This window comes from Nocardia cyriacigeorgica (assembly GCF_029868385.1).
Taxonomy (GTDB): Bacteria; Actinomycetota; Actinomycetes; order Mycobacteriales; family Mycobacteriaceae; genus Nocardia; species Nocardia cyriacigeorgica_F.
In genome coordinates this window covers 31,908-55,419 of the sequence record NZ_JARWNX010000059.1, presented here as the reverse complement: position 1 = coordinate 55,419, position 23,512 = coordinate 31,908, and the positions used below count along the sequence as shown (strand labels likewise).

At 65.9% G+C, this 23,512-nt stretch carries 29 protein-coding genes and 1 riboswitch; of the genes, 13 read left to right on the top strand and 16 right to left on the bottom strand.

All coding sequences use genetic code 11. From position 1 onward, the window contains the following. Positions 1-105: 105 nt before the first annotated feature. The 3 genes from QH168_RS20210 to QH168_RS20200 form a co-directional block, all read right to left on the bottom strand. Positions 106-1,320, bottom strand: a complete 1,215-nt coding sequence (locus QH168_RS20210) for an O-succinylhomoserine sulfhydrylase (RefSeq protein WP_280236310.1) — start codon at positions 1,318-1,320, stop codon at positions 106-108. Further along, the gene (locus QH168_RS20205) at positions 1,317-1,733 is read right to left on the bottom strand and encodes a rhodanese-like domain-containing protein (RefSeq protein WP_280236309.1); all 417 of its coding nucleotides are present in this window, start codon (positions 1,731-1,733) and stop codon (positions 1,317-1,319) included. The genes QH168_RS20210 and QH168_RS20205 overlap by 4 nt, the downstream gene beginning before the upstream one ends. Before the next feature lie 21 nt (positions 1,734-1,754). Continuing rightward, a riboswitch (SAM riboswitch) is annotated at positions 1,755-1,869 on the bottom strand. 65 nt (positions 1,870-1,934) lie between these two features. Further along, positions 1,935-2,414: an Rv0361 family membrane protein gene (locus QH168_RS20200; RefSeq protein WP_280236308.1), complete on the bottom strand. Its 480-nt coding sequence runs from the start codon at positions 2,412-2,414 to the stop codon at positions 1,935-1,937. 163 nt (positions 2,415-2,577) lie between these two features. On the opposite strand from QH168_RS20200, the gene QH168_RS20195 reads away from it, so the two are divergent. Together QH168_RS20195 and QH168_RS20190 are read left to right on the top strand one after the other, a co-directional pair. Then, on the top strand, positions 2,578-3,966 hold the full coding sequence (locus tag QH168_RS20195) for an FAD-dependent oxidoreductase (RefSeq protein ID WP_280236307.1): 1,389 nt from the start codon (positions 2,578-2,580) through the stop codon (positions 3,964-3,966). Positions 3,967-4,018: 52 nt separating this feature from the next. After that, positions 4,019-4,888: an amidohydrolase family protein gene (locus tag QH168_RS20190; protein WP_280236306.1), complete on the top strand. Its 870-nt coding sequence runs from the start codon at positions 4,019-4,021 to the stop codon at positions 4,886-4,888. A 46-nt stretch (positions 4,889-4,934) separates the two neighbouring features. On the opposite strand, the gene QH168_RS20185 is transcribed toward QH168_RS20190, so the two are convergent. The 3 genes from QH168_RS20185 to QH168_RS20175 all read right to left on the bottom strand — a co-directional run bounded on the left by QH168_RS20185 (position 4,935) and on the right by QH168_RS20175 (position 5,892). Next, positions 4,935-5,210 carry a hypothetical protein gene (locus QH168_RS20185; RefSeq protein WP_280236305.1) on the bottom strand — a complete coding sequence of 92 codons (276 nt, stop codon included), beginning with the start codon at positions 5,208-5,210 and terminating at the stop codon, positions 4,935-4,937. Between the two features lie 230 nt (positions 5,211-5,440). Next, the gene (locus tag QH168_RS20180) at positions 5,441-5,641 is read right to left on the bottom strand and encodes a hypothetical protein (RefSeq protein WP_280236304.1); all 201 of its coding nucleotides are present in this window, start codon (positions 5,639-5,641) and stop codon (positions 5,441-5,443) included. An 8-nt stretch (positions 5,642-5,649) separates the two neighbouring features. Continuing rightward, positions 5,650-5,892, bottom strand: coding sequence for a hypothetical protein (locus QH168_RS20175; protein WP_280236303.1), 243 nt, complete (start codon positions 5,890-5,892; stop codon positions 5,650-5,652). 291 nt (positions 5,893-6,183) lie between these two features. Between QH168_RS20175 and QH168_RS20170 the strand changes: the two genes are divergently transcribed. Together QH168_RS20170 and QH168_RS20165 are read left to right on the top strand one after the other, a co-directional pair. Next, complete coding sequence (locus QH168_RS20170; protein ID WP_280236302.1) at positions 6,184-7,050, top strand: DUF5753 domain-containing protein; 867 nt, start codon at positions 6,184-6,186, stop codon at positions 7,048-7,050. Then, positions 7,047-7,418: a DUF397 domain-containing protein gene (locus tag QH168_RS20165; protein ID WP_280236301.1), complete on the top strand. Its 372-nt coding sequence runs from the start codon at positions 7,047-7,049 to the stop codon at positions 7,416-7,418. Before QH168_RS20170 ends, QH168_RS20165 begins: the two co-directional genes overlap by 4 nt. Positions 7,419-7,470: 52 nt before the next feature. Here the strand turns inward: QH168_RS20165 and QH168_RS20160 are convergent, their stop codons facing one another. The 3 genes from QH168_RS20160 to QH168_RS20150 form a co-directional block, all read right to left on the bottom strand. Continuing rightward, positions 7,471-8,094: an SMI1/KNR4 family protein gene (locus tag QH168_RS20160; RefSeq protein WP_280236300.1), complete on the bottom strand. Its 624-nt coding sequence runs from the start codon at positions 8,092-8,094 to the stop codon at positions 7,471-7,473. A 172-nt stretch (positions 8,095-8,266) separates the two neighbouring features. Further along, positions 8,267-8,671: a hypothetical protein gene (locus QH168_RS20155; RefSeq protein ID WP_280236299.1), complete on the bottom strand. Its 405-nt coding sequence runs from the start codon at positions 8,669-8,671 to the stop codon at positions 8,267-8,269. Positions 8,672-8,750: 79 nt separating this feature from the next. Beyond that, positions 8,751-9,140: a hypothetical protein gene (locus QH168_RS20150; RefSeq protein ID WP_280236298.1), complete on the bottom strand. Its 390-nt coding sequence runs from the start codon at positions 9,138-9,140 to the stop codon at positions 8,751-8,753. Positions 9,141-9,307: 167 nt separating this feature from the next. Between QH168_RS20150 and QH168_RS20145 the strand changes: the two genes are divergently transcribed. Both QH168_RS20145 and QH168_RS20140 read left to right on the top strand, forming a co-directional pair. Further along, positions 9,308-9,550, top strand: coding sequence for a type II toxin-antitoxin system Phd/YefM family antitoxin (locus QH168_RS20145; protein WP_280236419.1), 243 nt, complete (start codon positions 9,308-9,310; stop codon positions 9,548-9,550). Further along, on the top strand, positions 9,547-9,966 hold the full coding sequence (locus tag QH168_RS20140) for a type II toxin-antitoxin system VapC family toxin (protein ID WP_280236297.1): 420 nt from the start codon (positions 9,547-9,549) through the stop codon (positions 9,964-9,966). The genes QH168_RS20145 and QH168_RS20140 overlap by 4 nt, the downstream gene beginning before the upstream one ends. Positions 9,967-9,999: 33 nt before the next feature. On the opposite strand, the gene QH168_RS20135 is transcribed toward QH168_RS20140, so the two are convergent. Both QH168_RS20135 and QH168_RS20130 read right to left on the bottom strand, forming a co-directional pair. Continuing rightward, positions 10,000-10,323: a hypothetical protein gene (locus QH168_RS20135; protein ID WP_280236296.1), complete on the bottom strand. Its 324-nt coding sequence runs from the start codon at positions 10,321-10,323 to the stop codon at positions 10,000-10,002. Between the two features lie 117 nt (positions 10,324-10,440). Further along, positions 10,441-10,923 carry a DUF456 domain-containing protein gene (locus QH168_RS20130; RefSeq protein ID WP_280236295.1) on the bottom strand — a complete coding sequence of 161 codons (483 nt, stop codon included), beginning with the start codon at positions 10,921-10,923 and terminating at the stop codon, positions 10,441-10,443. Positions 10,924-11,216: 293 nt separating this feature from the next. On the opposite strand from QH168_RS20130, the gene QH168_RS20125 reads away from it, so the two are divergent. Further along, positions 11,217-12,311, top strand: coding sequence for a CaiB/BaiF CoA transferase family protein (locus tag QH168_RS20125; RefSeq protein WP_280236294.1), 1,095 nt, complete (start codon positions 11,217-11,219; stop codon positions 12,309-12,311). Between the two features lie 79 nt (positions 12,312-12,390). On the opposite strand, the gene QH168_RS20120 is transcribed toward QH168_RS20125, so the two are convergent. Continuing rightward, positions 12,391-13,875 (bottom strand): PLP-dependent aminotransferase family protein, encoded by a 1,485-nt coding sequence (locus tag QH168_RS20120; RefSeq protein WP_280236293.1) that lies wholly within the window; start codon positions 13,873-13,875, stop codon positions 12,391-12,393. Between the two features lie 61 nt (positions 13,876-13,936). Between QH168_RS20120 and QH168_RS20115 the strand changes: the two genes are divergently transcribed. From QH168_RS20115 to QH168_RS20105, 3 genes are all read left to right on the top strand, one after another. Then, a complete protein-coding gene (locus tag QH168_RS20115) occupies positions 13,937-14,176 on the top strand; it encodes a hypothetical protein (protein ID WP_280236292.1) in 240 nt (79 codons plus the stop codon). A gap of 80 nt (positions 14,177-14,256) precedes the next feature. Then, on the top strand, positions 14,257-14,820 hold the full coding sequence (locus tag QH168_RS20110) for a methylated-DNA--[protein]-cysteine S-methyltransferase (RefSeq protein ID WP_280236291.1): 564 nt from the start codon (positions 14,257-14,259) through the stop codon (positions 14,818-14,820). 420 nt (positions 14,821-15,240) lie between these two features. Beyond that, entirely contained in the window at positions 15,241-15,771 is a 531-nt protein-coding gene (locus tag QH168_RS20105) for a C40 family peptidase (protein WP_280236290.1), read from the top strand. A 15-nt stretch (positions 15,772-15,786) separates the two neighbouring features. Here the strand turns inward: QH168_RS20105 and QH168_RS20100 are convergent, their stop codons facing one another. Next, on the bottom strand, positions 15,787-16,218 hold the full coding sequence (locus tag QH168_RS20100; RefSeq protein WP_280236289.1) for a MarR family winged helix-turn-helix transcriptional regulator: 432 nt from the start codon (positions 16,216-16,218) through the stop codon (positions 15,787-15,789). Between the two features lie 76 nt (positions 16,219-16,294). Between QH168_RS20100 and QH168_RS20095 the strand changes: the two genes are divergently transcribed. Further along, the gene (locus QH168_RS20095; RefSeq protein WP_280236288.1) at positions 16,295-16,690 is read left to right on the top strand and encodes a RidA family protein; all 396 of its coding nucleotides are present in this window, start codon (positions 16,295-16,297) and stop codon (positions 16,688-16,690) included. 89 nt (positions 16,691-16,779) lie between these two features. Here QH168_RS20095 and QH168_RS20090 read toward each other — a convergent pair whose 3' ends face one another. From QH168_RS20090 to QH168_RS20080, 3 genes are all read right to left on the bottom strand, one after another. Continuing rightward, positions 16,780-17,358: a GNAT family N-acetyltransferase gene (locus QH168_RS20090; protein WP_280236287.1), complete on the bottom strand. Its 579-nt coding sequence runs from the start codon at positions 17,356-17,358 to the stop codon at positions 16,780-16,782. A gap of 106 nt (positions 17,359-17,464) precedes the next feature. Then, a complete protein-coding gene (locus tag QH168_RS20085; protein WP_280236286.1) occupies positions 17,465-20,065 on the bottom strand; it encodes a helix-turn-helix transcriptional regulator in 2,601 nt (866 codons plus the stop codon). A gap of 266 nt (positions 20,066-20,331) precedes the next feature. Beyond that, positions 20,332-21,618, bottom strand: coding sequence for an adenylosuccinate synthase (locus QH168_RS20080; protein WP_280236285.1), 1,287 nt, complete (start codon positions 21,616-21,618; stop codon positions 20,332-20,334). Between the two features lie 247 nt (positions 21,619-21,865). On the opposite strand from QH168_RS20080, the gene QH168_RS20075 reads away from it, so the two are divergent. Together QH168_RS20075 and QH168_RS20070 are read left to right on the top strand one after the other, a co-directional pair. Beyond that, complete coding sequence (locus QH168_RS20075; RefSeq protein WP_280236284.1) at positions 21,866-22,525, top strand: hypothetical protein; 660 nt, start codon at positions 21,866-21,868, stop codon at positions 22,523-22,525. Beyond that, positions 22,522-23,301, top strand: coding sequence for a site-2 protease family protein (locus QH168_RS20070; RefSeq protein ID WP_280236283.1), 780 nt, complete (start codon positions 22,522-22,524; stop codon positions 23,299-23,301). The genes QH168_RS20075 and QH168_RS20070 overlap by 4 nt, the downstream gene beginning before the upstream one ends. Positions 23,302-23,512 lie beyond the last annotated feature (211 nt).

Below are 23,512 nucleotides of genomic sequence, written 5' to 3'. Positions count from 1 at the left end.
GTCCATGACAGTATGCTGTCATATTTGACAGCATACTGTCAATGCCAAGGGTCGAAAAAGGCCGGTGCCCTCATCGACACCGGCCGTTTCCGCAGCGTAGGAACCTCAGCTCAACGCATGCTCCAGATCCCCGAGCAGATCCTCCACATCCTCGAGCCCCACCGAAATACGCACGACGCCATCGGTCAGGCCGATGGTCGCGCGTCCCTCCGGCCCCATCGCGCGATGGGTCGTCGTTGCCGGGTGGGTGATGAGGGTTTTCGCATCACCGAGGTTGTTGGACAGGTCGATGATGCGCAGCCGGTTCAACACCTCGAAGGCGCGTTTCTTCGCCTCGTGCTCGGGCGCGTTCAGCTCGAAGGTGACCACCGTGCCGCCACCACTCATCTGGCTCTCGGCCAGGTCGTACTGCGGATGCGATTCGAGGAATGGGTATTTCACCCAGCTCACCGCATCGTTGCCCTCGAGGAAACGCGCGATCCGCAACGCCGATTCGGTCGAATGACGCACCCGCAGCGGCATGGTCTCCAGGCCCTTGAGCAGGGTCCACGCGTTGAACGGGCTCAAGGCCGGACCGGTGTGCCGCATCAGATTCTTGACCGGACCGCCGATGTAGTCCTCGGCGCCCAGGATCGCGCCGCCGAGCACCCGCCCCTGTCCGTCGATGTGCTTGGTACCGGAATACACCACCACATCGGCGCCGAGTTCGAAGCCGCGTTGCAGCAGCGGCGTCGCGAAGACGTTGTCCAGCACCACTTTCGCACCGGCGGCATGGGCCATCTCGCTCACCCGGCGCACGTCGACCAGGGTCTGCATGGGATTGGCCGGCGTCTCGAAGAACACGGCCGTGGTCGGCACCGACAGCGCCTGCTCCCACTGGTCGAGGTCTTCGCCGTCGACGAACACCGTCTCCACACCCCAGCGCGGCAGTATCTCGTTGCACACCACGAAGCACGAGCCGAACAGGCTGCGCGCGGCGACCAGCCGATCACCCGCGCCGAGCAGCGCGCCGAGCGCGGTGAAGACCGCGGCCATACCGCTGGCCGTGGCGAAACACGCTTCGGCGCCGTCGATCAGCCGCATCCGCTCCTCGAACATGGCGACCGTCGGGTTGCCGTACCGGGAGTAGACGAAATGCTCGACCTCGCCGGTGAACGCGGCCTCGGCCGCTTCGGCGCTCTCGTAGACGAAACCCGACGTCAGATACAGCGCCTCGGAGGTCTCCTCGAAACCCGAACGCCGCACTCCGCCACGCACACCCAGGGTGGCGGGCCCGACACCCTCCGGCAGCGGCCGGTTGAACGCACCGCCGGTGATCACGACTGGCGCCAGGGTAGGCCGTCGGCGCGCCAACCGGCGCCGCCGCGGTGACCGAACTCGTCGAGCGGACCCTCGAAACCCTCGCTGACGTTGTACGCGGGCTCGATACCCACGCTGGTCGCCACGGTCGCCGCATGTGCGGAACGCTGACCGGAACGACACAGGAACACCACGGGGGCGTCGGGATCGCGGCCGTCGAGGATGGTGCTCAGCTGCTGGGCGAAATCGGCGTTACGCGCGCCGGTGCCGTCGACCCATTCGATCAGCACGGTCTGCCGGTCGATGGCACTGGTGTCGGGAATGCCGACGAATTTCCATTCGGCCTCGGTGCGCACGTCCACCAGGACCGCCCGTGGATCGTCGCGCAATATCTCCCACGCCTGCTTCGGGGTGATGTCGCCGGCATAAGTCATGTGTGTGGCACCTTCCTAGAGAATCCGCACTTGCCGCATCTGGGTTCGATGCGTGCCAGGTCGTCACCCGGAGCACCCCACCGCGGAGGAGGGTTGCCGACCAGCCAGCCGGGGCTTGGCGCTGGTACTCATGACCTGAAACGAGATTGCCTGGCCGGGGGTTGTCGTGTCAAACCCCCGATCAGCGGCTTGCGCTGGGGTTCAGTGGCAGACCAGCCACTCGTTGTCGACGCGGCGCAGCCGCCAGGTTCCGGTGGCCTCGGCACCGTCGACCTTGCTGAGGACCGTCACCGTCGCGCGGTCGCCCTCGACCTTCATTCCGTCGAGTTTCGTGATTTCTATGGCTTTTCCGGTCTCGCCCTCGTCGAGCCGTCCGGCCAGCGGCGATTGCTTCGGATCGAAGTCCGGGCACGCCGCTTCCTTCGGCGGCACCAGGCCGTAGCGCGAACTCGCCTCGCCGAAGTCGCGGACCGCGGCGGCGACCCGGTCGGCCTCTGTGACATTTTTCTCAACCGGGGACACCAGCTCGGCAATGACGATGACGGCGAGCACGATCGCCGCGATCGCCGCCGCGATGATGAACGGTGCCATCGAGCGGGTCGAATCGTCGCTTTCCTGCCCGTCTGCCGGTGTACGACGGGGCTCGTCGGCACCCGGTTCGGCTGACTGCTGATCGCTCATGACAGACGATGATCCCTGGTCCCCGCAGCCCGCTCGAGCGGCCCCCGATAGAATCGGCGAGATCGCGGCCGGTGCCGTACAGGTGCAATCCAGCCGTGCGTCAACTTAGCCTAAGCTAATCAGGACGCCATTTACTGTCCCAACCATAAGGTGCGCGTAAACGATGACCGAACAGACCGCAGCTGCACGCCCGCTCCGCATCGCGATCGTGGGTGCCGGACCGGCCGGTATCTACGCCGCCGATGCGTTGATGAAGTCGGATGCGGACGTGTCCATCGACCTCTACGAGCGGATGCCCGCGCCGTTCGGCCTCATCCGCTACGGCGTCGCGCCGGACCATCCGCGCATCAAGGGCATCATCACCGCCCTGCACAAGGTGCTCGACAAGCCGCAGGTGCGCCTGCTCGGCAATATCGACTACGGCTCCGACATCACCCTCGACGACCTGAAGGTCTACTACGACGCGGTGATCTTCTCCACCGGCGCCAACGCCGACCGGGCGCTGCCGATCCCCGGTATCGATCTGGACGGCTCCTACGGCGCCGCCGACTTCGTCTCCTGGTACGACGGGCACCCGGATGTGCCGCGCACCTGGCCGCTGGAAGCCGAGAAGGTCGCGGTGCTCGGCGTCGGTAACGTCGCCCTCGATATCGCGCGCGTGCTGGCCAAGACCGGTGACGAGCTGCTCCCGACGGAGATCCCGCCGAACGTCTACAAGGGCCTGAAGGAGAACAAGGCCGTCGAGGTGCACGTCTTCGGACGTCGCGGCCCGGCGCAGGCCAAGTTCACCCCGCTGGAGCTGCGCGAACTTGATCATTCGCCGACCATCGAGGTCATCGTCGACCCCGAGGACATCGACTACGACGAGGGCTCCGAGGCCGCGCGCCGCCACTCCAAACAGGTCGACATGGTCGCCAACACCCTCGAGCAGTGGGCGATCCGCGACCAGGGCAACCGTCCGCACAAGCTCTACCTGCACTTCTTCGAATCGCCCGCCGAGGTGCTCGGTGAGGACGGCAAGGTCGTCGGCCTCAAGACCGAGCGCACCCAGCTCGACGGCACCGGCAACGTCAAGGGCACCGGCGAATACCGGACCTGGGATGTGCAGGCGGTCTACCGTGCCGTCGGCTACCTGTCGCAGAACATCACCAACCTGCCGTTCGACGATCAGGCCGGCGTCGTGCCCAACGAGGCCGGGCGCGTACTGGCCGACGAGGACGCCGACGGCGCCGCGCGCTACCTGCCCGGCACCTACGTCACCGGCTGGATCAAGCGCGGCCCGGTCGGCCTGATCGGCCACACCAAGGGCGACGCCAACGAGACCGTGGCCTGCCTGCTCGACGACAGCAAGGACTTCACCCCCGCCGAGCGCCCCGAGCCCGAAGCGGTACTCGAGTTCCTCGAGGGCAAGGGCATCCCGTTCACCACCTGGGACGGCTGGTACCGCCTCGACGCCCACGAACGCGCGCTCGGCGAGCCCGAAGGCCGCGAGCGGGTCAAGGTGGTCGAGCGTGAGGACATGCTGCGCGCCAGCGAGCCGCACAAGGTCTGACGCTGTCCATTCGGGGGAAGCGCAAAACACGACGCTGAGGCATGCTGTACAGGTGTTCGATGCCCATGTCCACATCATCGATCCGCGTTTTCCGCTGATCGAGAATGAGGGCTACCTGCCGGAGCCCTACACCATCGACGACTATCGAAAGCGTATGTCGCGCTTCGATGTCGCTGGTGGAGCGGTGGTCAGCGCTTCCTTCCAGGGCAGTGATCAGAGCTATTTGAAGGCGGCGCTGGCCGAACTCGGCGAGGGCTGGGTCGGCGTCACCCGGCTGCCGCTGGACGCCAGCGACGCGGAGATCGTGGAGCTGGACCGCATCGGGGTGCGCGCGCTGCGATTCAACCTCAAGCGCGCCGCCGCCGATATCGCCGCGATGACATTGCAGGCGGTGCGGGCCTATGAGCTGGCGGGCTGGCATGTCGAGGTCTATATCGACGGCCAGATGCTCGCCTCACTGCAACCGGTCATCCTGAAGCTGCCCGCCCTGTCGATCGACCATCTCGGCATGTCCGAGGACGGCCTGCCCTACCTGCTGGACCTGGTCGACCGTGGCGCCCGCGTCAAGGCCACCGGTTTCGGCCGCGTCGATATGGACGTCGCCACCGCCCTGCGCCGCATCCACGCCGTCAGCCCCGAAGCCCTCATGTTCGGCACCGACCTCCCCGGCACCCGCGCCGGACGCCCCTTCGAGGACTCCGACGTGGACCTGCTCTGCGACATCGTCGGCGTCGACATGTACAAGGTCCTCGAAGACAACGCCCGCGCCTTCTACCGCCTCCCACCCGTCAAACGCGAAATCGTCGACCCCGACCCGACCCTCCCCCTCCACGCCCCACCCGAACCCACCCTGCCGCTACGCCTTTCGGACCTCCCGAAACCCGAGACGCTGGACACGGTCCCCCTACCGATCGTGGAGTGAGCGCCCGCCGACAGCGTTTTCAGGCTGTATCGCAGACGGCTGAGGTTCACATGGTCTTCCGATCAACGGATGCAAGGCCATCCGAAGCCGAGTGCTCGCGCACGGCGTCGGCGATTCCGCGCCACGATCGCGGCAGCTCGACCCTTCTTGACATCACCTGGGGCACCAGATCGTCGTAACCGTCGCGAAGTTCGGCCAGCTGCACCCACGCTCGATGCACCCGTTCATCGGCCGGAGGCCATCGCGTCAGCTCCCATTGCGCCAGCACGTGGGCCTCCGCCAATCGCGATACGACCGATCCCAGCGATTCGGTCCCTCGCACCGGGCCACATCGTCCCGGCGGCAACTGCGCAACGAGCCACGCATCGATGGCAGCCACCACCGCTGAGATCCCCACCCGAATCTCGGAAAGCCGTCGCGTATCCGCGACCGAGTCCCGGTACAGGATTGCCAGCTCCCCCGCCCAGACCAGCAGTGGCGAGCCGGTGCCATGCCCGCCGCGAACCGCAGACAGCACTTCATCCGCCGATGGCAGTGACCTACCGTGCTCGATCACGCTGTTCGCCTGTCCCGCAGCGGAACCGGACGAGCCACACTCTCGTGGCCGACCGTCTGCTCGTACTCGAGCCGAGCCTGAATGCTGCGCACCGACCATGCCGGGTCAGCGCGGCCGGGCCGCACGAAGATGATCACGACGCCCGCCATCAGGCCGCCCACTCCGATCCCGAGGACGAACAGCAGTAGATCGGTCATGGTCTGTCTCACCTCCACGCCGACCGGAGGCTGGATCGTCGTGCCCGCGCCGGGACGGCATCGGGCGCAGCACAATCCACCCCGAGCAGCGCGGCGAACTCCCGTGCGGTGTAGCCGAGCAGACGCACATCCGAATGCACATCCGGCCACACCGGATCGTGCACTCCAGGTTGTCCGTCGAGGACTTCCGCGGCCCGAATCGCGGCCACCGCGCATTCGGTCGGCACGGTCCGCCCCGGTAGCCACAACATCGACCACCTGTTCTGCCCTACGTACCACGCCGACCGCTTGACCTGGTCGTTCCCCGTTCCGACCCCCGACACGAGCAGCATCATCCGAACCCCTCCGATGAATGGGTCGTCGCATGGTTTGTGACAACCCGGCACCAGGACGCTAAGCGACGAGGCCATTTGCAGTCAATGTATACAGTCGATTGCACTTACTTATTGCATGTAAATTTACATTGCTTCGTACCGTGTGCCATCGGCGTCGGTGTATCGTCTACCTGCATCCAGCTCGTTCGGACCAACGAAGGAGACTCCGTGGCGCCACCGTCACCGACCGTCGCGAAGTGGGAATTGTTCTCGCGGTTGCGACTTCGCCAGCATGAGCTGGACCTGAACGGCACGGCCATCGCGAAGAAGCTCGGCGTGGCCCCGAACTACTGGTACCGGGTGGAGCGGGATCGAATGATCCTGGCCGAAGACAGACTCATCGCCCTACTCGAGCTGCTGGAAATCGACGGTGGCGAACGCGAGCAGATTTTGAAGTTGCGCACCCTCGCCAAAGGGCGCGGCTGGTGGGATGAGTACGCGAATGTCTTCAACGCGGAAGAATCCCGCCTCTGGGGGCTGGAGTTCGGCGCCGAGGAGATCAGCTCGTTCGAAAGCCTGCTGATCCCCGGCCTACTCCAGACCGAGGATTACGCCCGCCATCTCATCTCCGGCGATCAGGTCATAGTGCGGCGCCCCGAGGTACGGCGACGTGTCCAAGCTCGGATGAAGCGGCAGGAGCGGATCGGCAACGACCCTGTGCGCCTGAACGTCGTAATCTCCGAAGCTGCCCTCCACCAGCAGATCGGAGGACCCGACGTCCTTCGTGCGCAACTCGAGCACCTGGTCGAGGTCATCAACGACCACGACACCATCGACGTGCTGGTCCTCCCGTTCAGCAGCACCACAGGACCCACACTTGGTGGCGCCGCATTCCATATTCTCGACTTCCCCGGCGACCGAACACCGCCCGTCGGCTGGCATGAGTCGGCCGTGGTAGCCGAGGTGATCGAGGACTCGGGCAAGATCGAAACTTTGGCCGCCGCCTTCGGTTCAGCCGCGCAGGCGTCACTATCGCGTGAGGGCTCTCTGGCACGGATTCAGGATGTGATCAGAACGATAGGATCGACCTCATGAGCACCACACTACGAGGCGGCTGGTTCAAGTCCTCCTTCTCCGCATCGTCGAACAACTGCGTAGAAGTCCGGTTCAGCACCGGTTCGGCGCTCATCCGGGACAGCAAGCATCGCCGCACCACGAACGGAGCCACGGTCAGGCAGCCGGTAATCACCATCCCCTTCACCGCCTGGTCCGGCTTCTTGACCGCAGCAACCGAGCGCACAAACCGCTCACTGCCCGGGGTCGCCTCGTTCACCCCGACCAGCACCGGCGAGATGACCCTCCGCGCCCCAGACGGCACCGCCCTCACCTACACGGCCCAGGAATGGGACGCCTTCACCGCAGGTATCGAAGCAGGCGAATTCTCTCTCCTCGCCGCCGCCTGAGACGTCCCTGATCCCGGTTACCCGGGCTCGTACGAAGGGTGTCGGGGATGGTTCACTCTTCCCAGTTCCAGCGCAAATAGACCTTCTCGGTGCGGTTCGACTCCCACACGCCGGGGGTCTGGTCGTGAAAGGGGGTGCGGGTGTCGAGGGAGTGCGTGAGGGCGTCGAAGAATCCGAGCAGCGTATCGGCCCACAGAGTGCCTTCGAAGGCGCCCGAGCCGATACCCAATTCGATGACATGACCGTAGGTCGGCCCGGGGCGGTGCTCGACGAACAAGATACCGGCGTCGATGGAGTGAGCGATCGGAACCCATTGGTGGCCATGGCCGTAGAGGGCCTCCTCGGGTATGCCCATTGCTCGGTTCTCGGCGCTGAAGGTGGTTCGCGAATCGTGACCGACGAGGATCTGGTCGATCGGGTCGAGCATGTACCCCATAGGCAGGAATTCGGCACCTTCGACGGCATTCCCGTCGACATACGCAGCGCCGTTGTGATGTTCGAGTAGTGCCCGAACGTCGGGGTGCAGATCGAAACCCAGGACAGCTTCCAGATGCGCGATCTGCTCGGCGGTGGCGCCAGGTTGCAGGGTCTCGACGGAGGCGGGCGAGTACCTGCCGAGCTGATGCAGGAAATGAGTCCACACCTGATCGAAGGTGCGCGGAGCGGGATGGGTCATACGGTGACCGTAGCGACGGGCACTGACACCGCCCGGTGGGCAAACCGTATACAGCGGCGCGGGAGGCGTGCGGTTTCCTCGATGGTGCGCCTTCGACCGGAACCCGAGCGCCGGTCATCGCGGCGGTGGGCGAGTGGTTGCGAGGCGCGGCAACCACTCGGAACCACACCCCTCAGCCGCAGTGCACCTTGAAGGTCTGCCACTTGTCGTCACCGATGAGGCCACCCCAGTCGATGCACTGCCCCTTCGCCTCGACCGTCACCGGGCCCGCGTACTCCTTGTACTGATCGTCATCGATGACCTCTTTGTCGTGGTCGGACGACAGCCGCAGGCCCGCACCCATCCGTATCGGGTCTCCCGGCTGGTCACGCACGGTGACAACGCAGTTCTTCGATCCGTTGTAGGTGAGGAAGACCGTGCCGCCCTTCAGTTCATGCGAGTCGATGACCTTGAATCCGGAGCCACACTGACCGCCGTAGGTTGCCGCGGACGCGGTGGCCGGGAGCAGAACCGCTGTACCCGCCGCGATTCCGAGTGCACCCGCACCTACCGCGATCATCTTCCTGGCGTTGAACATGTGGAGCTGCTTCCTCTCGATATGGGTCTCCGATTCAGCTACCCACGCCGTGAACGCTCAAACTCGGACTGCCACCGCCCTACCCGATACGCCGCCGAGCCTCCCGAACGCATGGAGTCACCGGAAACCACTCGTCAGGGTCTTCGCCCGAGCAGGCCCAGTACTCGAGCACTCCAGCTATCGCCGGTGCCTCCGCAGCCTCCAGCACCTCGACCAGCACTTCGGTCAGCGACTCGGCCCGCTCACGAAGATCGTCTCGCCCACCCGCCGACTCGAGCACCAGATTCAGTAACCAGTACGCCAACTCCCCATCCGTCTTGTTCGCGACGAGCAGCCCGACGAACTCGTCCAACCGTTCCGGATCCGACACCTCGACCGGCCAGTCCTGCATCCACTCTTCGTGAACCACATCCGCCATCCGTGCCGCGCGCAGCATCGATTCCCGAGACGGATGGATCCTGTCGCGCACACAGCCGAGGGTAGTTCGGGCCTCAGCACCGGCTGCGCACCAGACTCCTCAGGCAGATGGCCTGGCGCAGAGAACCCTGTCCGCCCACGGCCTCGGAGTCGGAATATTCCTGGCGCAGGGACCGCCGGTGCCCTAATGTAGGTACGTACCTACATTAGGAGGTGTCGATGACCACGATGAGTGCACGCGAGTTCAATCGCGACGTCAGCGCTGCCAAGCGCGCAGCGGCCGAAGGCCCGGTCGTGATCACTGATCGCGGCGCGGACGCCTTCGTCCTGCTCTCGATCGAGGAGTATCGGCGATTGCGCGCCGACAGCCAGGACATCCTGGCCCGGTTGAGCATGGAGGACGACGACATCGATTTCGATCCCGCTCCGCTGCACGTCGAAACGAAGATTCCGCCGCTGTGACATTTCTGCTCGACACCAACGTCCTCAGTGAACTCCGGAAATCGTCACGCATCGCGAGCCCATCGGTCCGAGCGTGGATCGGCGGACGACGGCCGTCCGAACTGTACTTGAGTGTCATTACCGTGATGGAGATCGAGATCGGGATCGGCCGAATCGAACGACGTGATTCGATCCAAGGAAAGCGGCTCCGAACGTGGCTCGACGAAGAGGTTCTCGACACATTCGCGGGCCGGATTCTCGACCTCGATCTGGCATCTGCACGCCGCGCCGCTCGGTTTCACGTACCGGACCCCCGCCCTGAACGGGACACGATGATCGCCGCAACTGCGAGCGAGCACGGCATGACGCTCGTTACGCGGAACGTCAAGGATTTCACTCCGATGGGCGTACCGCTGATCGACCCGTGGAATGCCTGAAGATCCGGCTGGCCCGGTCCGGCGGTCTTTCGGTCAGAGCTTCGCGAGCCGCTCCTGCTCCTTCTGATAGGCGCGCCACGCCTGCTGCGTCGGGGTCGGCCTGGTGGTGAGGGCGGTCCAATCGGTCGAGCGGACGAAGTTCACCACCATCAGCACCGGCACGATGAACGCCTGGAAGAAGATCAGATAGCTGCCGCCTTCGAAGACAAACGCCAGATATCCCGCGTAGGCGAGGAATCCGGCGCCGAAGGCGCCGTTGAGCCACCGGGACGCCTCACTCTGCCCACCCTTCACAGCAGCCATCACGATCATGATGAGGCCGCTGACCACGAGCATCCAGACGTACCAGTCGAACATGGCGTTCCTCCCGAGTCATCACGCGGCGCCAACGCAGCACCGGACGACCGAAAGCAAACCGCCCACCCCTTGCCGAACCCTTGCGGAACCCTTACGCCGTCACTCGCGTACCAACCGTCAGGCGACGAAAGCGCCGATCAACCACAGGCCCGATGCGAGCAGCGCCCCGAGCAGTTCGACCAGGATCGACAGCCCGACACCCTTGACCGCGTGCCAGGTGGACTGCCAGGCCAAACGTTGGCCGCGGACGCGCTGAAGTTCGGAGATGTACACCCCGGCAATGAATCCCACGAACAAGCCCACGACGGGGATGACGAAGAAGCCGATAATGCCGAGAACGGCGCCGAGGTAGAGGGAGCGGTTGGGGACGCCCGCTTCCTTCAGTTTCCGTCCGGGCCAGGTGTATTTGATGACGCCCGAGATCACCAGCAGGACAGTGCTTATCGCGAAGACCGTCCAGGCGGTGGCGCCGCCGGTGAGGAAGGCCCATACGGCGATCGCGCCGAAGATCAGTACCACGCCGGGCAGGATCGGGATGACGATCCCGAGCAGGCCGACCAGAATCACCAGGCCGACGACGATCTCGCCCCACACACTCACTGTCTCGTCCCTCCGTTGTCGGCGCGGTAGCCATCGGCCCGACCCCACCGGCATTGATGCCGCCGCACCGCTCAACCCGGACAACGCGGGCGACTACGGCGCCGACGCTCCCCCCGATCGCCGGGCGAACCTTGTGTCCGAATTCTGTCGTACCGGACGAGGTCATGCAGCACGGAGGCACCGGTACCGTAGGTCCAGGTTATTGTCGTACTGTCAATACAGTCACCGGGCGGCTCCCGGCGACGAGCACCGGCCCCCGGTGCGCAGGATTCGACGACGAACCGAGGTAGGGCGTGAGCACTCCATCCACCACGCAGGGCCCGCTCGCGGGCATCCGGGTTATCGAACTGGCCGGTATCGGCCCTGGTCCGCACGCCGCACTGCTGCTGGCCGATCTCGGCGCCGATGTGGTGCGGGTCCAGCGGGCCGGTCAGCTGCCCGGCGGCTTCGACCGGCCGCAGCTGCGCGGCCGCACCATCGTCGAAGCCAATCTGAAGGACCCGGCCGATGTGCAGAAGGTGCTGGGCCTGCTCGACAAGGCCGATGTGCTGATCGAGGGCTTCCGTCCGGGCGTCACCGAACGCATGGGCCTGGGCCCCGATGACGTGCTGGCCCGTAACCCGCGCCTGGTGTACGGCCGGATGACCGGCTGGGGTCAGTTCGGCCCGATGGCCGACCGCGCCGGTCACGACATCAACTACATCAGCCTCACCGGCGTCCTGCACGCCATCGGCCGTAAGGGCGAACGCCCGGTGCCGCCGCTGAACATGGTCGGCGATTTCGGTGGCGGCTCGATGTTCCTGGTGTTCGGCATCCTCGCCGCGCTGGTGGAACGGCAGAACTCCGGTAAGGGGCAGGTCATCGACGCCGCGATGGTCGATGGGGCCCTTGCTCTTTCGCATATGATCTGGGGTATGCGCGGTTCCGGCGCGTGGTCCGACGAACGCGGCGTGAACCTGCTGGACACGGGCATGTCGTTCTACGACACCTACGAAACCGCCGACGGCAAGCATATGGCCGTCGGCGCCATCGAACCGCAGTTCTACGCCCAGCTGCTGGCCGGTCTCGGCATCGACCCCGAAGGTCTGCCGTTCCAGATCGATCCCGCAGGCCAGGACACCCTGAAAAAGCTGTTCGCCGAACGCTTCCGCACCAAGACCCGCGACGAGTGGACCGAGATCTTCATCGGCACCGACGCCTGCGTCACCCCGGTGCTGACCTTCGAGGAAGCGACCGAGAACGACCACATCGTGGCCCGCGAATCCCTGCTCGACCTGGAGAACATCACCCAGCACGCACCGGCCCCACGCTTCTCCCGCACCCCCAACCCCACCCCGACCCCGCCGCCTACTGCGGCGACACCGATCGAATCGGTCTGGGCGGACTGAGTTCCCGCGCCGGTACGGCCACGCTGTCCGGACAGCGTGGCCGTACCGGCGCACAGCAAGTTCCGCCTACATTGGGCACTCAGTAGCAGGTCAGCGGTTGCAGCGGTTCCGCTGCGCGAGGGCTGAGGGCCGCGTAGGCGACCGCGATCGATTCGACCGCGCGGTGCAGGTCGGCGGTGGGGTGGGTGAAGGGGAGGCGGACGAAGCGTTCGAAGGCGCCCTGGACGCCGAACCTGGGTCCGGCCGCGAGGAGGACGCCGTGGTTCGGGGCGGTCGCGGCCAAGGCCGTGGAGACCGGGGCCGGTAGCTGGGCCCAGACCGACATTCCACCCGCGCCCGCGGCGACCTGCCAGTCCGGCAGGTGCTCGGACAGGGCGGTGAGCAGGGCCGCGCGTTGATCGCGGAGTTGGGCGCGGCGGTGGGTGAGGATGGTGTCGGCGTGTTCGAGCAGGTGGGTCGTGGCCAGCTGATCCATGACGGGGGTGCCGAGGTCGACGGTGGCGCGGATGCCGAGCAGGCGGGTGATCAGGGACTGACCCGCACGGATCCAGCCGACGCGCAGGCCGCCCCAGAACGATTTCGATGCCGAACCGATGGTGATGATCTCGGCGCCACGGGCGAACGCGGCGGTCGGCGGAGGTGGGGTGGCATCGGTGAGGGCCAGGTCGGCCATGGACTCGTCGATGATGATGGACATGCGGGTGTCACGGGCGATGGCGGCGAGTTCGGCGCGATCCTCGGCGGGCATGAGCAGGCCGGTCGGATTGTTGAAATCGGGTACCAGATAGGCCAGGGTGGCCGCGGTTTGCCTTGCTGCGCTACGGATTCCATCGAGATCCCACCCGGACTCCGGACGCAGCGGCACCGGGACCGGGCGTGCGCCGACATCGCGGATGGCTTCGATGGCATTGGGGTAGGTGGGGTGATCGATCAGGACGCGCGCGGCGGGCGGGGCGAGCACATTGAGCAGCAGCCGAAGTCCGTGCTGCGCACCGAGCGTCACCAGGATCTGGTCCGCATCGGTGGGAAGTCCGCGCTCGGTGTAGCGACGCGCCACCGCCTCGCGGAGCGCGAGCACACCGACCGGGTCCATGCCGTGGGTGCCGAGGTAGGACGGAATACCTTGTAGCGCTGTCGCATACGCCGCCTCCATCTCGGGCGGCGCGGTCATGGCGGCGTAGGTGAGATCGACCGTCGGCTGATCGGCCCCACCCATCATCGCCAGGATGCCCTTGGCCGGTCTACTGCCGTCGTGCTGGACGGTCGGCGGTAGTGCGACGGTGCTGCGCGAACCCTGTCGGGTGATCAGATAGCCGTGCTCACGCAGCAGGGAGTAGGTGGAGGTGATGGTGGTGCGGCTGACGCCGAGGGTGGTGGCGAGATCACGTTCGCTCGGCAACGCGATACCCAGCGGGGCGCGACCGTCGTGGATGAGCAGGCGAATCCCCTCCGCCAACGCCAGATAGGCCGGACGCGCGGGTTTGCGGGCCCCTTCGGCCTCCGGATCACGCCAGCTGCCGAGGTCGCGAGCCAGGCCCGCCGCACCGATCACACGTGTCGCCATACAGTCCAGTATCGGGGCATTGGCTCTTTATCGGCAAGGCCAGTCGGCGCACGCTGGGGAAATGACCTTCCTCGTCACCCTCTTCGTCATCGTGACCTTCAGCTTGTCGGCCTACTACTACGCGCCGCGGCGTGCTGCGGATGGGCAGGATGTGGACCGGTTGCGTCCGCGCGATCCGATCAGCAACCTCCCTGTTTCGCATTACGATGAGCAGCGTCTTTTTCGCGATATCGCCGCCGTGTACGCGCATCAGTGCGAGCCCGAGTGGACTCCCTCCGCGCGATGGCGGCAACGCTCCTGACGAAGCCCTCGTACAGTCCAGTTGATGCGACTGGACCGCACGTACCGAATGTGTCGGTGGCACCGGGCAGACTGTCACCCATGAACGCACCAGGTGGCCCGCCGGTGGTGGCGGCCCTGTTCGATACCGCGATCGGAACGTGCGCGATCGCATGGCGCGCGGACGCGGTCGTGCGATTTCGGCTCCCCGAGGCGAGCGCGCAGGCCACGCGCGCGCAGATCACTCGCGACAGCCCGGAGTTCGGCGCCATCCAGGAATCCGAACCCGACGGCGTGATCGCCGACGCCATCGCGGGCGTGCGGGCACATCTGGCCGGCGAACTGGACGATCTGCGCTGGATCCCCCTGGACATCAGCACGATCCCGCAGTTCCATCGTTCGGTGTACGAGGTCACGCGCGATATCGCCCCGGGCCGCACCCTCACCTACGGCGGGGTCGCCGAACGCGTCGGCGCCGTCGGCGCGGCCCAAGCCGTCGGGCAAGCACTCGGCCGCAACCCGATTCCGCTGATCATCCCCTGCCACCGAGTCCTGGCCTCCGACCATGGGCTGCACGGTTTCTCCGCCCCCGGTGGCATCGACACCAAACAGCGGCTCCTACAGATCGAGCGCACGCCGGGCATCGGCGAACCGACGCTCTTCTGATCAATCCACATTAATCCACAGCGAAACCGTTGTTATTGTTTCGTTATTGAACAATGGCGTGTTCCGCTGTACTGAGTGTGCCGTCGAAAGAAAGATCAACCCCCGGATCCACTGGACCGAACAGATCACCGTGACGTTTTTCGAATCAATTCGAAGGCCGTGGTGAACACCGCTCGTCCGCCATCGGCCTCGATGTGACCATCGGAGGACCGCATCATGGCAACATCTGACGACGACGTTCGATATTCTCGCAGGCTGCGCGCATTTTTTCTGGCCATCGGCTCGACAGCCGGGGTCGCAGCAGCCCTGCTACCAACTGCGGGACCGGCATTCGCGCAGCCCCCGGAAATTCCCGAAATCGACTCGTTCAACCATCCCGTACCCGATAGTTTCGATGCCCCGGAAAAAGTGAATATTCCGGTGCAAGATATTTCACCGGCGGAAATTCTGGGCAGAAGTCCGGCGCTCGTACCCGCGCGAGGTGAACCAACCGGGCCTCAGTATCCGCCAGCCGTCGAGGTCGAAACCATCGATTTCTCCCTCCCGCCGCTGCCCCTAGATCTGTCATTCCTGCCGGGCATTCGTCCACCCGCCGCCATCCCGGAGCAGACCCGAGGCGACGCCGCCATAGCAGCCGCACGCAGCAAACTGGGCGCGAGCTACGCCGCAGGTGGCACCGGCCCCGACGCGTTCGACTGCTCCGGCTTGGTGCGGTGGTCCTACAGCCGTGCGGGCGTCGACCTACCGCGCACAAGCCATCAGCAGCTCGCCGCCGGAACCCCGGTCGCGCGCAACGACCTTCGCCCCGGCGACCTGGTGTCGTTCTACGGCGGCGGCCACTCCGCCCTGTACTCCGGCGGCGACAAGGTCATCCACGCCTCGACCTCCGGCGAGGGCGTCATCGAATCCGATATGTCGACCATGCCGTTCGCGGGCGCCAGCCGATACTGAACCGGGCCGCCACGATCACGCGCGGAGTTTTGCGGCCAACTCGCCGATCCGAGTATCCGCGGATGCCTCGTCCAGCGCTTTACTCAGGGCTTCCCGATAGGTCGGCTCGGACTCCCGATACAGGGCACGACCCTCTTCCGTGATCACGGTGTACACACCCCGGCGATCTCCGGGGCACAGATCACGGCGGGTAAGACCCCCCGCTTCCAAGCGGGCAACCAGGCGGCTGACCGAACTCTGATTGAGTCCGATGAGTTCGGCCAGCTCCTGCATCCGCAGCTCACCATCGTCGGCGCGGGCCAGCTGGCACAGGGCCTGATACTCGGAGAGACCGAGGCGATGGCGGCGCTGCATCTCCTTGGCCAACCGCTGAGTCACCATGCCGTGCAGGCTCTCCAGCTGCTCCCAGATCACCGCGTCCATGATTCCCGCCTTCCGTGTTGACATCAGAGTACATGTAGTGACAACATCTGTATGTACATACATTAATTGCAGGTACATACAACGGCAAGGGAGTTCGATCATGACCGCACAGCGCATCGAGAAGGTCGCCACCGCACTCGACTGGTACGAGCCCTACAACATCTCACAGGCCATCAAGGCCAACGGTTTGCTCTACGTTTCCGGACAGGCGGGTTTCGACGAGCAGGGAAACACCGTCTCCGACGACTTCCTGACCCAGGGACGCCAGGCCTTCGCCAACATCCAGCAAGTCTTGGCAGCGGCCGGAGCCGACCTCGCGGACGTGGTCAAGGTCGGCATCTTCGTCACCGACATACCGGCCAACCTCGACAAGATCATCGCGCTCCGCGAGGAATTCCTCAGCAAGCCGTACCCCGCCGACACCTTGCTCGAAGTGTCGGCCCTCGCCCAGCCCGACTGGCAGATCGAAGTCGAAGTCACCGCCCTTGCGCCCTGACTCCGACTACCGGCCCATGAAGTACGCAGCACTCGAACCGCGACCATCGGGCGAGGGGCGATCTCGCCGATATGGTGCGCCCGGTACGGTCATCCTCGACCCAGATCCCGGCTCATGAAGATCGCGATCTCACCGTCGCTCGGCGTGCCCCGGTACAGCGATGTGTCGAGCCCGCAGAAGGTGAATCCCATACGGAGATAGGCCTTGATCGCGGGTGCATTGATATTGGTGACCTCGAGCCACAAGGTGTGTGCACCCAGCTCACGTCCGTGTTCGACAGCCAGGCCGACCAGCTGTCGGCCGAGGCCGACACCGCGGCGATTCGGAGCGACTCTGATATCGGCGATCGTCAGGCGCCCGTTCCATTCCTCGAAGAGGATATCGATGGCACCGCAGATCTCACCGCCCTGATCCACGGCGACGAACCGGACCGATTCGTCCGCGTCGTCGTCGACATCGTCCGGGAAGCGTTTGACGATCGGCTCGGGCACCGTGATCTCAACAAGCGCGAACCCTGCACCGGTGTCGCGGACATCGAAGATCGTACTGGTGGTGAACGACTCGTCGATCCGGTCCACCGCATCGGAATCAGCGGGGGTGCCCCGGCGGAAGGAATCCGTCGTCGCCTGCGGCGCGGAACTCGTCCGATGTTCGGTCTTCTCGGTCATTCCGCGATGCTCACACAAGGTTGTCGGATACGCCAACGAGTTGTCATGTGGTGTCCGGGGTGGTGGCTCGGGCGGAGTAGGTATACGCGCCCGCACATCACCGGACTCAGGTGGATTTTTCGCCGCGCAGCACCGCTGCCAGCGACTCCCGGTCTGTCACATCCATTTTGATGCACGCACGGTACAGGTGGCCTTCCACCGTGCGGACCGACACGGTCAGCCGGTCGGCGATCTGGCGGTTCGACAGACCGGCGGCCACCAGATTCGCGATCTCGCGTTCGCGTGCGGTGAGCGGAAGCGGTTGCGCCGCTTGCCGGAGGGCGGGCGTGCTCGCACCACCGCAGGCGGCGGCGAGCCGGTTGGCGGTGGCGGCCGATTCCAGTAGGCGACGGCGATCCCCCGCGCGTTCATGCGCCGAGGCGGCTTGGGCGGCGGCGTCGGCGGCCGACAGCAGTGCACCGATGCGCTCGAATTCCGTTGCGGCGGCGTCGAGTCCGGGACCGTCGTGGGCGGCGAGGGCGACGGCGTGACGGGCCTGCACCTGTACCAGCTCACCATCGACCTTGGCGGCCAGATCGGCGAGCCGACCTGCGACCGAATGCTCACCGAACCGCGCCGCGGTATGCAATGCGATCGCTTCGATGGCGTGCTGATGTGAGCGGGCCGCGGCGTCGGCGGCGGCCATGGCCGAGCGGATCGCGGGGGTCATCGTCCCCTCGGCACCGGCCAGCCACGCCTTGGCGATCTCGAGCTGCGGTTCGTATACGGCGCTGTGCCTGCCGCCCCGTTCGGACGCGCCCGCGATGGCCTCGGCGGCATCGGTGGACCGGCCGAGCGCCGAATACGCTTCGGCCAGCCGCAATCGCGCCGGAAACATCCAGGCCGCAGCGCCTTCGGTGCTCAGCGCGGCCAGCGCCTGTTCCAAATTATCGATGCCGTCGGGGAACCGGCCCTGCGCCACATCGACGGTGCCTTGCAGGATCTTCGACATTCCCCAGGCCAGATACTGTCCGGGCGCCGAGTAGCCGAAATAGGCGGTGGCGCGGCGGCGCGCACCCTCCAGATCGCCGGTGAAGGTCAAGGCCAGCACTTCGGCGTGGGTGGACATGAAACGGTTCAGCCCATCGATATGCGATTCGACCTCGTGCCCGCGTGCCGCGTACTGGCGCGCGGCCTCACCGCGGCCCATCAATGCCAGCGCGAGACCGCCGCCGAACGACGCCCACCACACCGCCCATGGCGGGGCATCCTCGGTGTTCATCACGGCTTCGGCGGCATCGAAGGCATCGTCGATGCGGTTCTCGTTGACCGCGCACGCCGACGCCAGCCCGGTGAGGATCACCGCGATCTTCGGATGACTCACCTTCGACCGCACCAGGGCGAGCACCTCGTCGGCGCGGTCGGCATCGCCCATGGCCCACAGCAGATTCGACACCCGAGTGCTGCCCCAGCGCGCGAGCTGCACCTCGCTGAGCTGGTCGGGATCGAAGCTGGCCAAGGTGCGTTCGGCCTCGATCCGATGGCCCTGCCACAGCAACGCCCGCGCCAACAAGTCCGCCGACTCCACTCCACCGCGACGTTCCACCGCGGCGCGGGCGAACCGTTCGCCGAGTGGCAGATTCGCCAGGCCGATCGCATCGGCCGCGGCGGCTTCGAACAGTTCGAGATCGGCGGATTTATCGCTGTCGAGGGCCAGTTCGGCCAGGCGGATCCGGTCGGCGGCGGAGTTGATCCGCCGCTCACTCAACGCCGAATACAGCTGTCCGCGCAGCCGCCGGGCCGAGGCGATACCGAGCCGGCGCCGGATGACCTCGCCGAACAGCGGATGGTTGTAGCGCACGACCAGTTCGTGGGAGTTCTCCACCACCCGGATGACGCCGCGGTTCTCGGCCGCCTCCACCGCATCCTCACCGGCGAGTTCGGCCATGACCTCGAGGTCGATGGGTTCGCAGAAGGTGAGCAGTTCCAGCACCCGAAGCACCGGTTCGGGTAGTTGCTCCACCCGATCTTCCAGCAGCGCCGCAAGTTCCGAGGTGACAGCGGCCCGCCCACGCAGCTGCCAGACGCCATTGACCTGACGCAGCGAACCCGCCTCGAGCGCACCTTCCACCAGATGCCGCAGGAACAGCGCGTTACCGCCGGAGGATTCCCACATCAGGTTCGCGGTGAATCCCTCGAGCTGCCCACCGAGCATCGATTCCACCAGATCCACGCTCTGCCGCTGGCTGAACGGATTCAGGTCGATGCGCAGCAGATGCCCGTCTTTCCACAGCGAGGTCACCGCATCGGGCACCTGGACTCCGCTGCGCACGGTCGCGACGATCCGGGCGGCCCGGTCGATCGCCAACTGCAACAGCAGTGTCGCGGAGAGTTGATCGAGCAGATGAGCGTCGTCGACGCCGATGATGATCGGCCCATCGGCCAGCAGCGCCTCCCGCGCGGCCGACATGAACGTCACCGGATCGTGGGCGGTGTATACCCCGACCATATGGGCGAATACGCCGAGCGGGATGCTGCGCGCCGACTCGGTGCCGGCCACCCAGCGGACGTTACCGCCCACCGCCGCCGTGGCCTGCCTGGCGAGCGTTGTCTTACCGACCCCCGCATCGCCGGTGAGCACCGCACCGACCGGGCCGTCACCGGTGAGCGCGGAGCGAATCGCCTCGAATTCGGTCGCGCGTTCGATCATCGGCCAGTTCCGAGCCATCCACCTACTGTAGAGCCAACTGTGTTCGATTGCGTCGCCTCCGGCGCCGCGGTTCGCGGCCCCTTGGTGTCTCGCCTCTGCCCTAACGCAGGGTTCGATGGGCGGTCGCAGCGGCAGCGGTGACGCGAGACGGGCCGCGAACTTTGGGGCTCGGTCTCGCTTCGCTCGAAAATTGGGCGGGACCGGCTGTTGCGGCGATGGCGCACCGACGTAGTCGCCGGCATCGGACTTCGTGTCGTCGGCCGCTGAGCCGGCGTCGCGGTTCGCTACAACACGTCGTGGCGGACGATCGTCTGATCCCGGCCGGGGCCGACGCCGATGCAGGAAATGCGCGCGCCCGAAAGCTCTTCGAGCCGCCGCACATAGGCCTGCGCGTTGGCGGGCAGGTCCTCGAAGGTCCTGGCCCCGGAGATGTCCTCCCACCAACCCGGCATTTCTTCGTAAATGGGCTTGGCGTGGTGGAACTCGGTCTGGGTGGTCGGCATCTGTTCTACCCGTTCGCCGTCGACGTCGTAGGCGACGCAGATCGGCACGGTGTCCAGGCTGGACAGCACGTCGAGCTTGGTGAGGAAGTAGTCGGTGATGCCGTTGACGCGGGTGGCGTAGCGGGCGATGACGGCGTCGAACCAGCCGCATCGACGTGCGCGGCCGGTGGTGACACCGACCTCGCCGCCGGTTTTGGCCAGGTAGGCGCCGGATTCGTCGAACAGTTCGGTCGGGAAGGGGCCGGAGCCGACGCGGGTGGTGTAGCACTTGAGGATGCCGAGCACGGTGGTGATCTTGTTGGGCCCGACGCCTGCGCCGACGGCCGCACCGCCGGAGGTCGGGTTGGACGAGGTCACATACGGGTAGGTGCCGTGGTCGACGTCGAGCAGGGTGCCCTGCGAGCCTTCCAGCAGCACGGTCTCGCCGCGCTCGAGCGCCTGGTTGAGCTGCAAACGGGTGTCGCTGATGCGGTGTTTGAAGCTCTCGGCCTGTTCGAGGACCTCGTCGACGACCTGCTGCGGTTCGAGCGCGCGTCGGTTGTAGATCTTGACCAGCACCTGGTTCTTGAACTCGAGTGCGGCCTCGACCTTCTGGGTGAGGATCTTCTCGTCGAGCACATCGGCGACCCGGACGCCGACGCGGGCGACCTTGTCCTGGTAGCAGGGGCCGATACCGCGGCCGGTGGTGCCGATCTTGTTGTTGCCGAGGAAGCGTTCGGTGACCTTATCGATGGCCACGTGGTACGGCATGATCAGGTGCGCGTCGGCCGACAGCAGCAGTCCGGTGGTGTCGACGCCGCGCTGTTCCAGACCGGCGAGTTCGTCGAGCAGGACACCCGGGTCGATCACGACGCCGTTGCCGATGACGTTGGTGACACCGGGGGTGAGGATGCCCGACGGGATCAGGTGCAGTGCGAAGTTGTCGCCGTTGGGCAGCACCACGGTATGACCGGCATTGTTGCCGCCTTGGTACCGAACCACCCATTGCACGCGCCCACCGAGTAGATCGGTAGCTTTGCCCTTGCCCTCGTCGCCCCACTGGGCGCCGATGAGGACGATTGCCGGCATGGTCGTGTCTCCTACGGTTCGACGCGCAACACCGTCTGTGTTGCAGCTACCTGCCGTATCGAGGCGGTGGCCGGAAGCACAGTCTAGTCGACCCATCGATCGGCACGGCTCCAGCCTTGCCGGACAGCGACCAGGCGCGGAATAGTCGACAGAGCTATGGTTGCTGCTGGCGGATGTTGAATCGTCCGAGTGAAGTGGGCTGGACGACCGACGGGAGTCGGCCGGATCGAGGAGGGTGTACGGCAGTTTGAGTACCCATGTTCTCCGTTGCGACGGCGCACCGGTACCGATTGCCCTCGCTTCCCAGCCGACCACGCAGACCGACGCCATCCCCGATACCGGCGAGATCGATGAGCTGCTTCCGGTGCTCGCGGCCGACAGCCTGCCGCGTTTGATCGTGCTCGGTGACGACGCCGCCCTTGCCGCGGTGCTCACCCATCTGATGCGCACCGAACGGCTGAATGTGGAGATCGGTTATGTGCCGGTCGACAAGACCTACGGTTCACGCGCTTATGAGACCGGCACCGGTAACGCCGCGGCGCGGCGGGCGCTGGAGGGGCGCGCCACCGAGGTGCCGCTGATCCGTGACGACACCGGGACGGTGCTGGTCGGCCGGGCGACGCTGGTCGGCGCCGAGGGCGACAAGCTGGAGGGCGAGGCCTACGTCGACGACACCCAACTGTTCTCCGGCAAGGTCGCGGCCATGCTGGTCTCGCCGACGCTGGAGATGCCAGGCGTACGCGCCGCCGTGCAGCGCGGGGTGCGTAAACGACGCTGGGTCAGCGGGCGCGCCGCCCAGCTCGGCACGCCAGGCGCCAGGGTGACCCGCGACGGCATCGACAGCGAACGCACCGTGCCCCGATCCACGTTCTACCGGCATCACGAGCCCTGGTTGCTGGTCCGATGAGCTTTCCCATCGCGGCCCGCCGCTCCGGCGCGGTGCGGCCGAGCCCGATCTTCCTGCTGGTCGTGGTGATCGCGGTGGCGGGCGGTGTGCTGGCCTGGGACGCCGATCTGGACTCGGTGCGGGCCAAGGCCGGTGTCTTCCTACTCGTGGTGTTCGGGTGGATCGTCAGCCTGTGTCTGCACGAGTTCGCGCACGCGTACGTGGCGTGGCGGGCCGGGGACCGCGAGGTCGAGCTGCGCGGGTACCTCACGTTGAATCCGTTGAAATACAGTCATCCGCTGCTGTCGATCGTCTTGCCGATCGTGTTCATCGCGCTCGGCGGCATCGGTCTGCCCGGTGGCGCGGTGTATGTGCACGCGCACAACTTCTCCACTCGGATCCAGCGGATCATCAGTGGGGCCGGGCCCGCGGTGAATGTGGTGTGCGCGGCGCTGCTGCTGCTCATCGTGCGACTGTTCGGCAGCGCCGAGGAACATGCCGCGTTCTGGTTCGGGTTGAGCTTTCTGGCGTTTCTCCAGGTGACGGCCGCATTGCTGAATCTGCTGCCGATTCCGGGGCTGGATGGTTACGGAATCCTGGAGCCGTCGCTGAGCTATCAGACGCGTCGCGCGCTCGACCAGTTCAAGCCGTTCGGCATGCTGATCCTGTTCGCGCTGCTGTTCACCCCGGCGATCAATCAGGTGTTCTTCGATGCGGTGTATGCCCTGTACGAGCTGTCGGGTGTGCCGTCGCTGTGGTCGCGCTGGGGCGGTTACCTCACTCGATTCTGGACCTGACCGCAGAACTCAGGGCCGCCCGGTCGATGGACCGGACGACCCTGGTCTTCGCCTCCGCAGCGCGGCCCCAGCCCGCTGGGCCACCTACACCGAGATGCCCCCGGCGCGCGTCACGCTGTGCGGCGAAGTGTGTGACCGCACCACCCCTCGTCGGCTCGGTCGGCTCTCACGTTAGGGATCGGTGGGAGGCGTCGCCTGAGTAGCCGACTAC

Coding starts and splice junctions, on each gene's coding strand:
- QH168_RS20205 (WP_280236309.1), bottom strand. CDS start 1,733: ATGACTTATGCCGGCGACATCACCCCGAAGCAGGCGTGGGAGATATTG.
- QH168_RS20200 (WP_280236308.1), bottom strand. CDS start 2,414: ATGAGCGATCAGCAGTCAGCCGAACCGGGTGCCGACGAGCCCCGTCGT.
- QH168_RS20195 (WP_280236307.1), top strand. CDS start 2,578: ATGACCGAACAGACCGCAGCTGCACGCCCGCTCCGCATCGCGATCGTG.
- QH168_RS20180 (WP_280236304.1), bottom strand. CDS start 5,641: ATGACCGATCTACTGCTGTTCGTCCTCGGGATCGGAGTGGGCGGCCTG.
- QH168_RS20175 (WP_280236303.1), bottom strand. CDS start 5,892: ATGTTGTGGCTACCGGGGCGGACCGTGCCGACCGAATGCGCGGTGGCC.
- QH168_RS20165 (WP_280236301.1), top strand. CDS start 7,047: ATGAGCACCACACTACGAGGCGGCTGGTTCAAGTCCTCCTTCTCCGCA.
- QH168_RS20160 (WP_280236300.1), bottom strand. CDS start 8,094: ATGACCCATCCCGCTCCGCGCACCTTCGATCAGGTGTGGACTCATTTC.
- QH168_RS20155 (WP_280236299.1), bottom strand. CDS start 8,671: ATGTTCAACGCCAGGAAGATGATCGCGGTAGGTGCGGGTGCACTCGGA.
- QH168_RS20145 (WP_280236419.1), top strand. CDS start 9,308: ATGACCACGATGAGTGCACGCGAGTTCAATCGCGACGTCAGCGCTGCC.
- QH168_RS20135 (WP_280236296.1), bottom strand. CDS start 10,323: ATGTTCGACTGGTACGTCTGGATGCTCGTGGTCAGCGGCCTCATCATG.
- QH168_RS20120 (WP_280236293.1), bottom strand. CDS start 13,875: ATGGCGACACGTGTGATCGGTGCGGCGGGCCTGGCTCGCGACCTCGGC.
- QH168_RS20115 (WP_280236292.1), top strand. CDS start 13,937: ATGACCTTCCTCGTCACCCTCTTCGTCATCGTGACCTTCAGCTTGTCG.
- QH168_RS20110 (WP_280236291.1), top strand. CDS start 14,257: ATGAACGCACCAGGTGGCCCGCCGGTGGTGGCGGCCCTGTTCGATACC.
- QH168_RS20100 (WP_280236289.1), bottom strand. CDS start 16,218: ATGTCAACACGGAAGGCGGGAATCATGGACGCGGTGATCTGGGAGCAG.
- QH168_RS20095 (WP_280236288.1), top strand. CDS start 16,295: ATGACCGCACAGCGCATCGAGAAGGTCGCCACCGCACTCGACTGGTAC.
- QH168_RS20090 (WP_280236287.1), bottom strand. CDS start 17,358: ATGACCGAGAAGACCGAACATCGGACGAGTTCCGCGCCGCAGGCGACG.
- QH168_RS20085 (WP_280236286.1), bottom strand. CDS start 20,065: ATGGCTCGGAACTGGCCGATGATCGAACGCGCGACCGAATTCGAGGCG.
- QH168_RS20080 (WP_280236285.1), bottom strand. CDS start 21,618: ATGCCGGCAATCGTCCTCATCGGCGCCCAGTGGGGCGACGAGGGCAAG.
- QH168_RS20070 (WP_280236283.1), top strand. CDS start 22,522: ATGAGCTTTCCCATCGCGGCCCGCCGCTCCGGCGCGGTGCGGCCGAGC.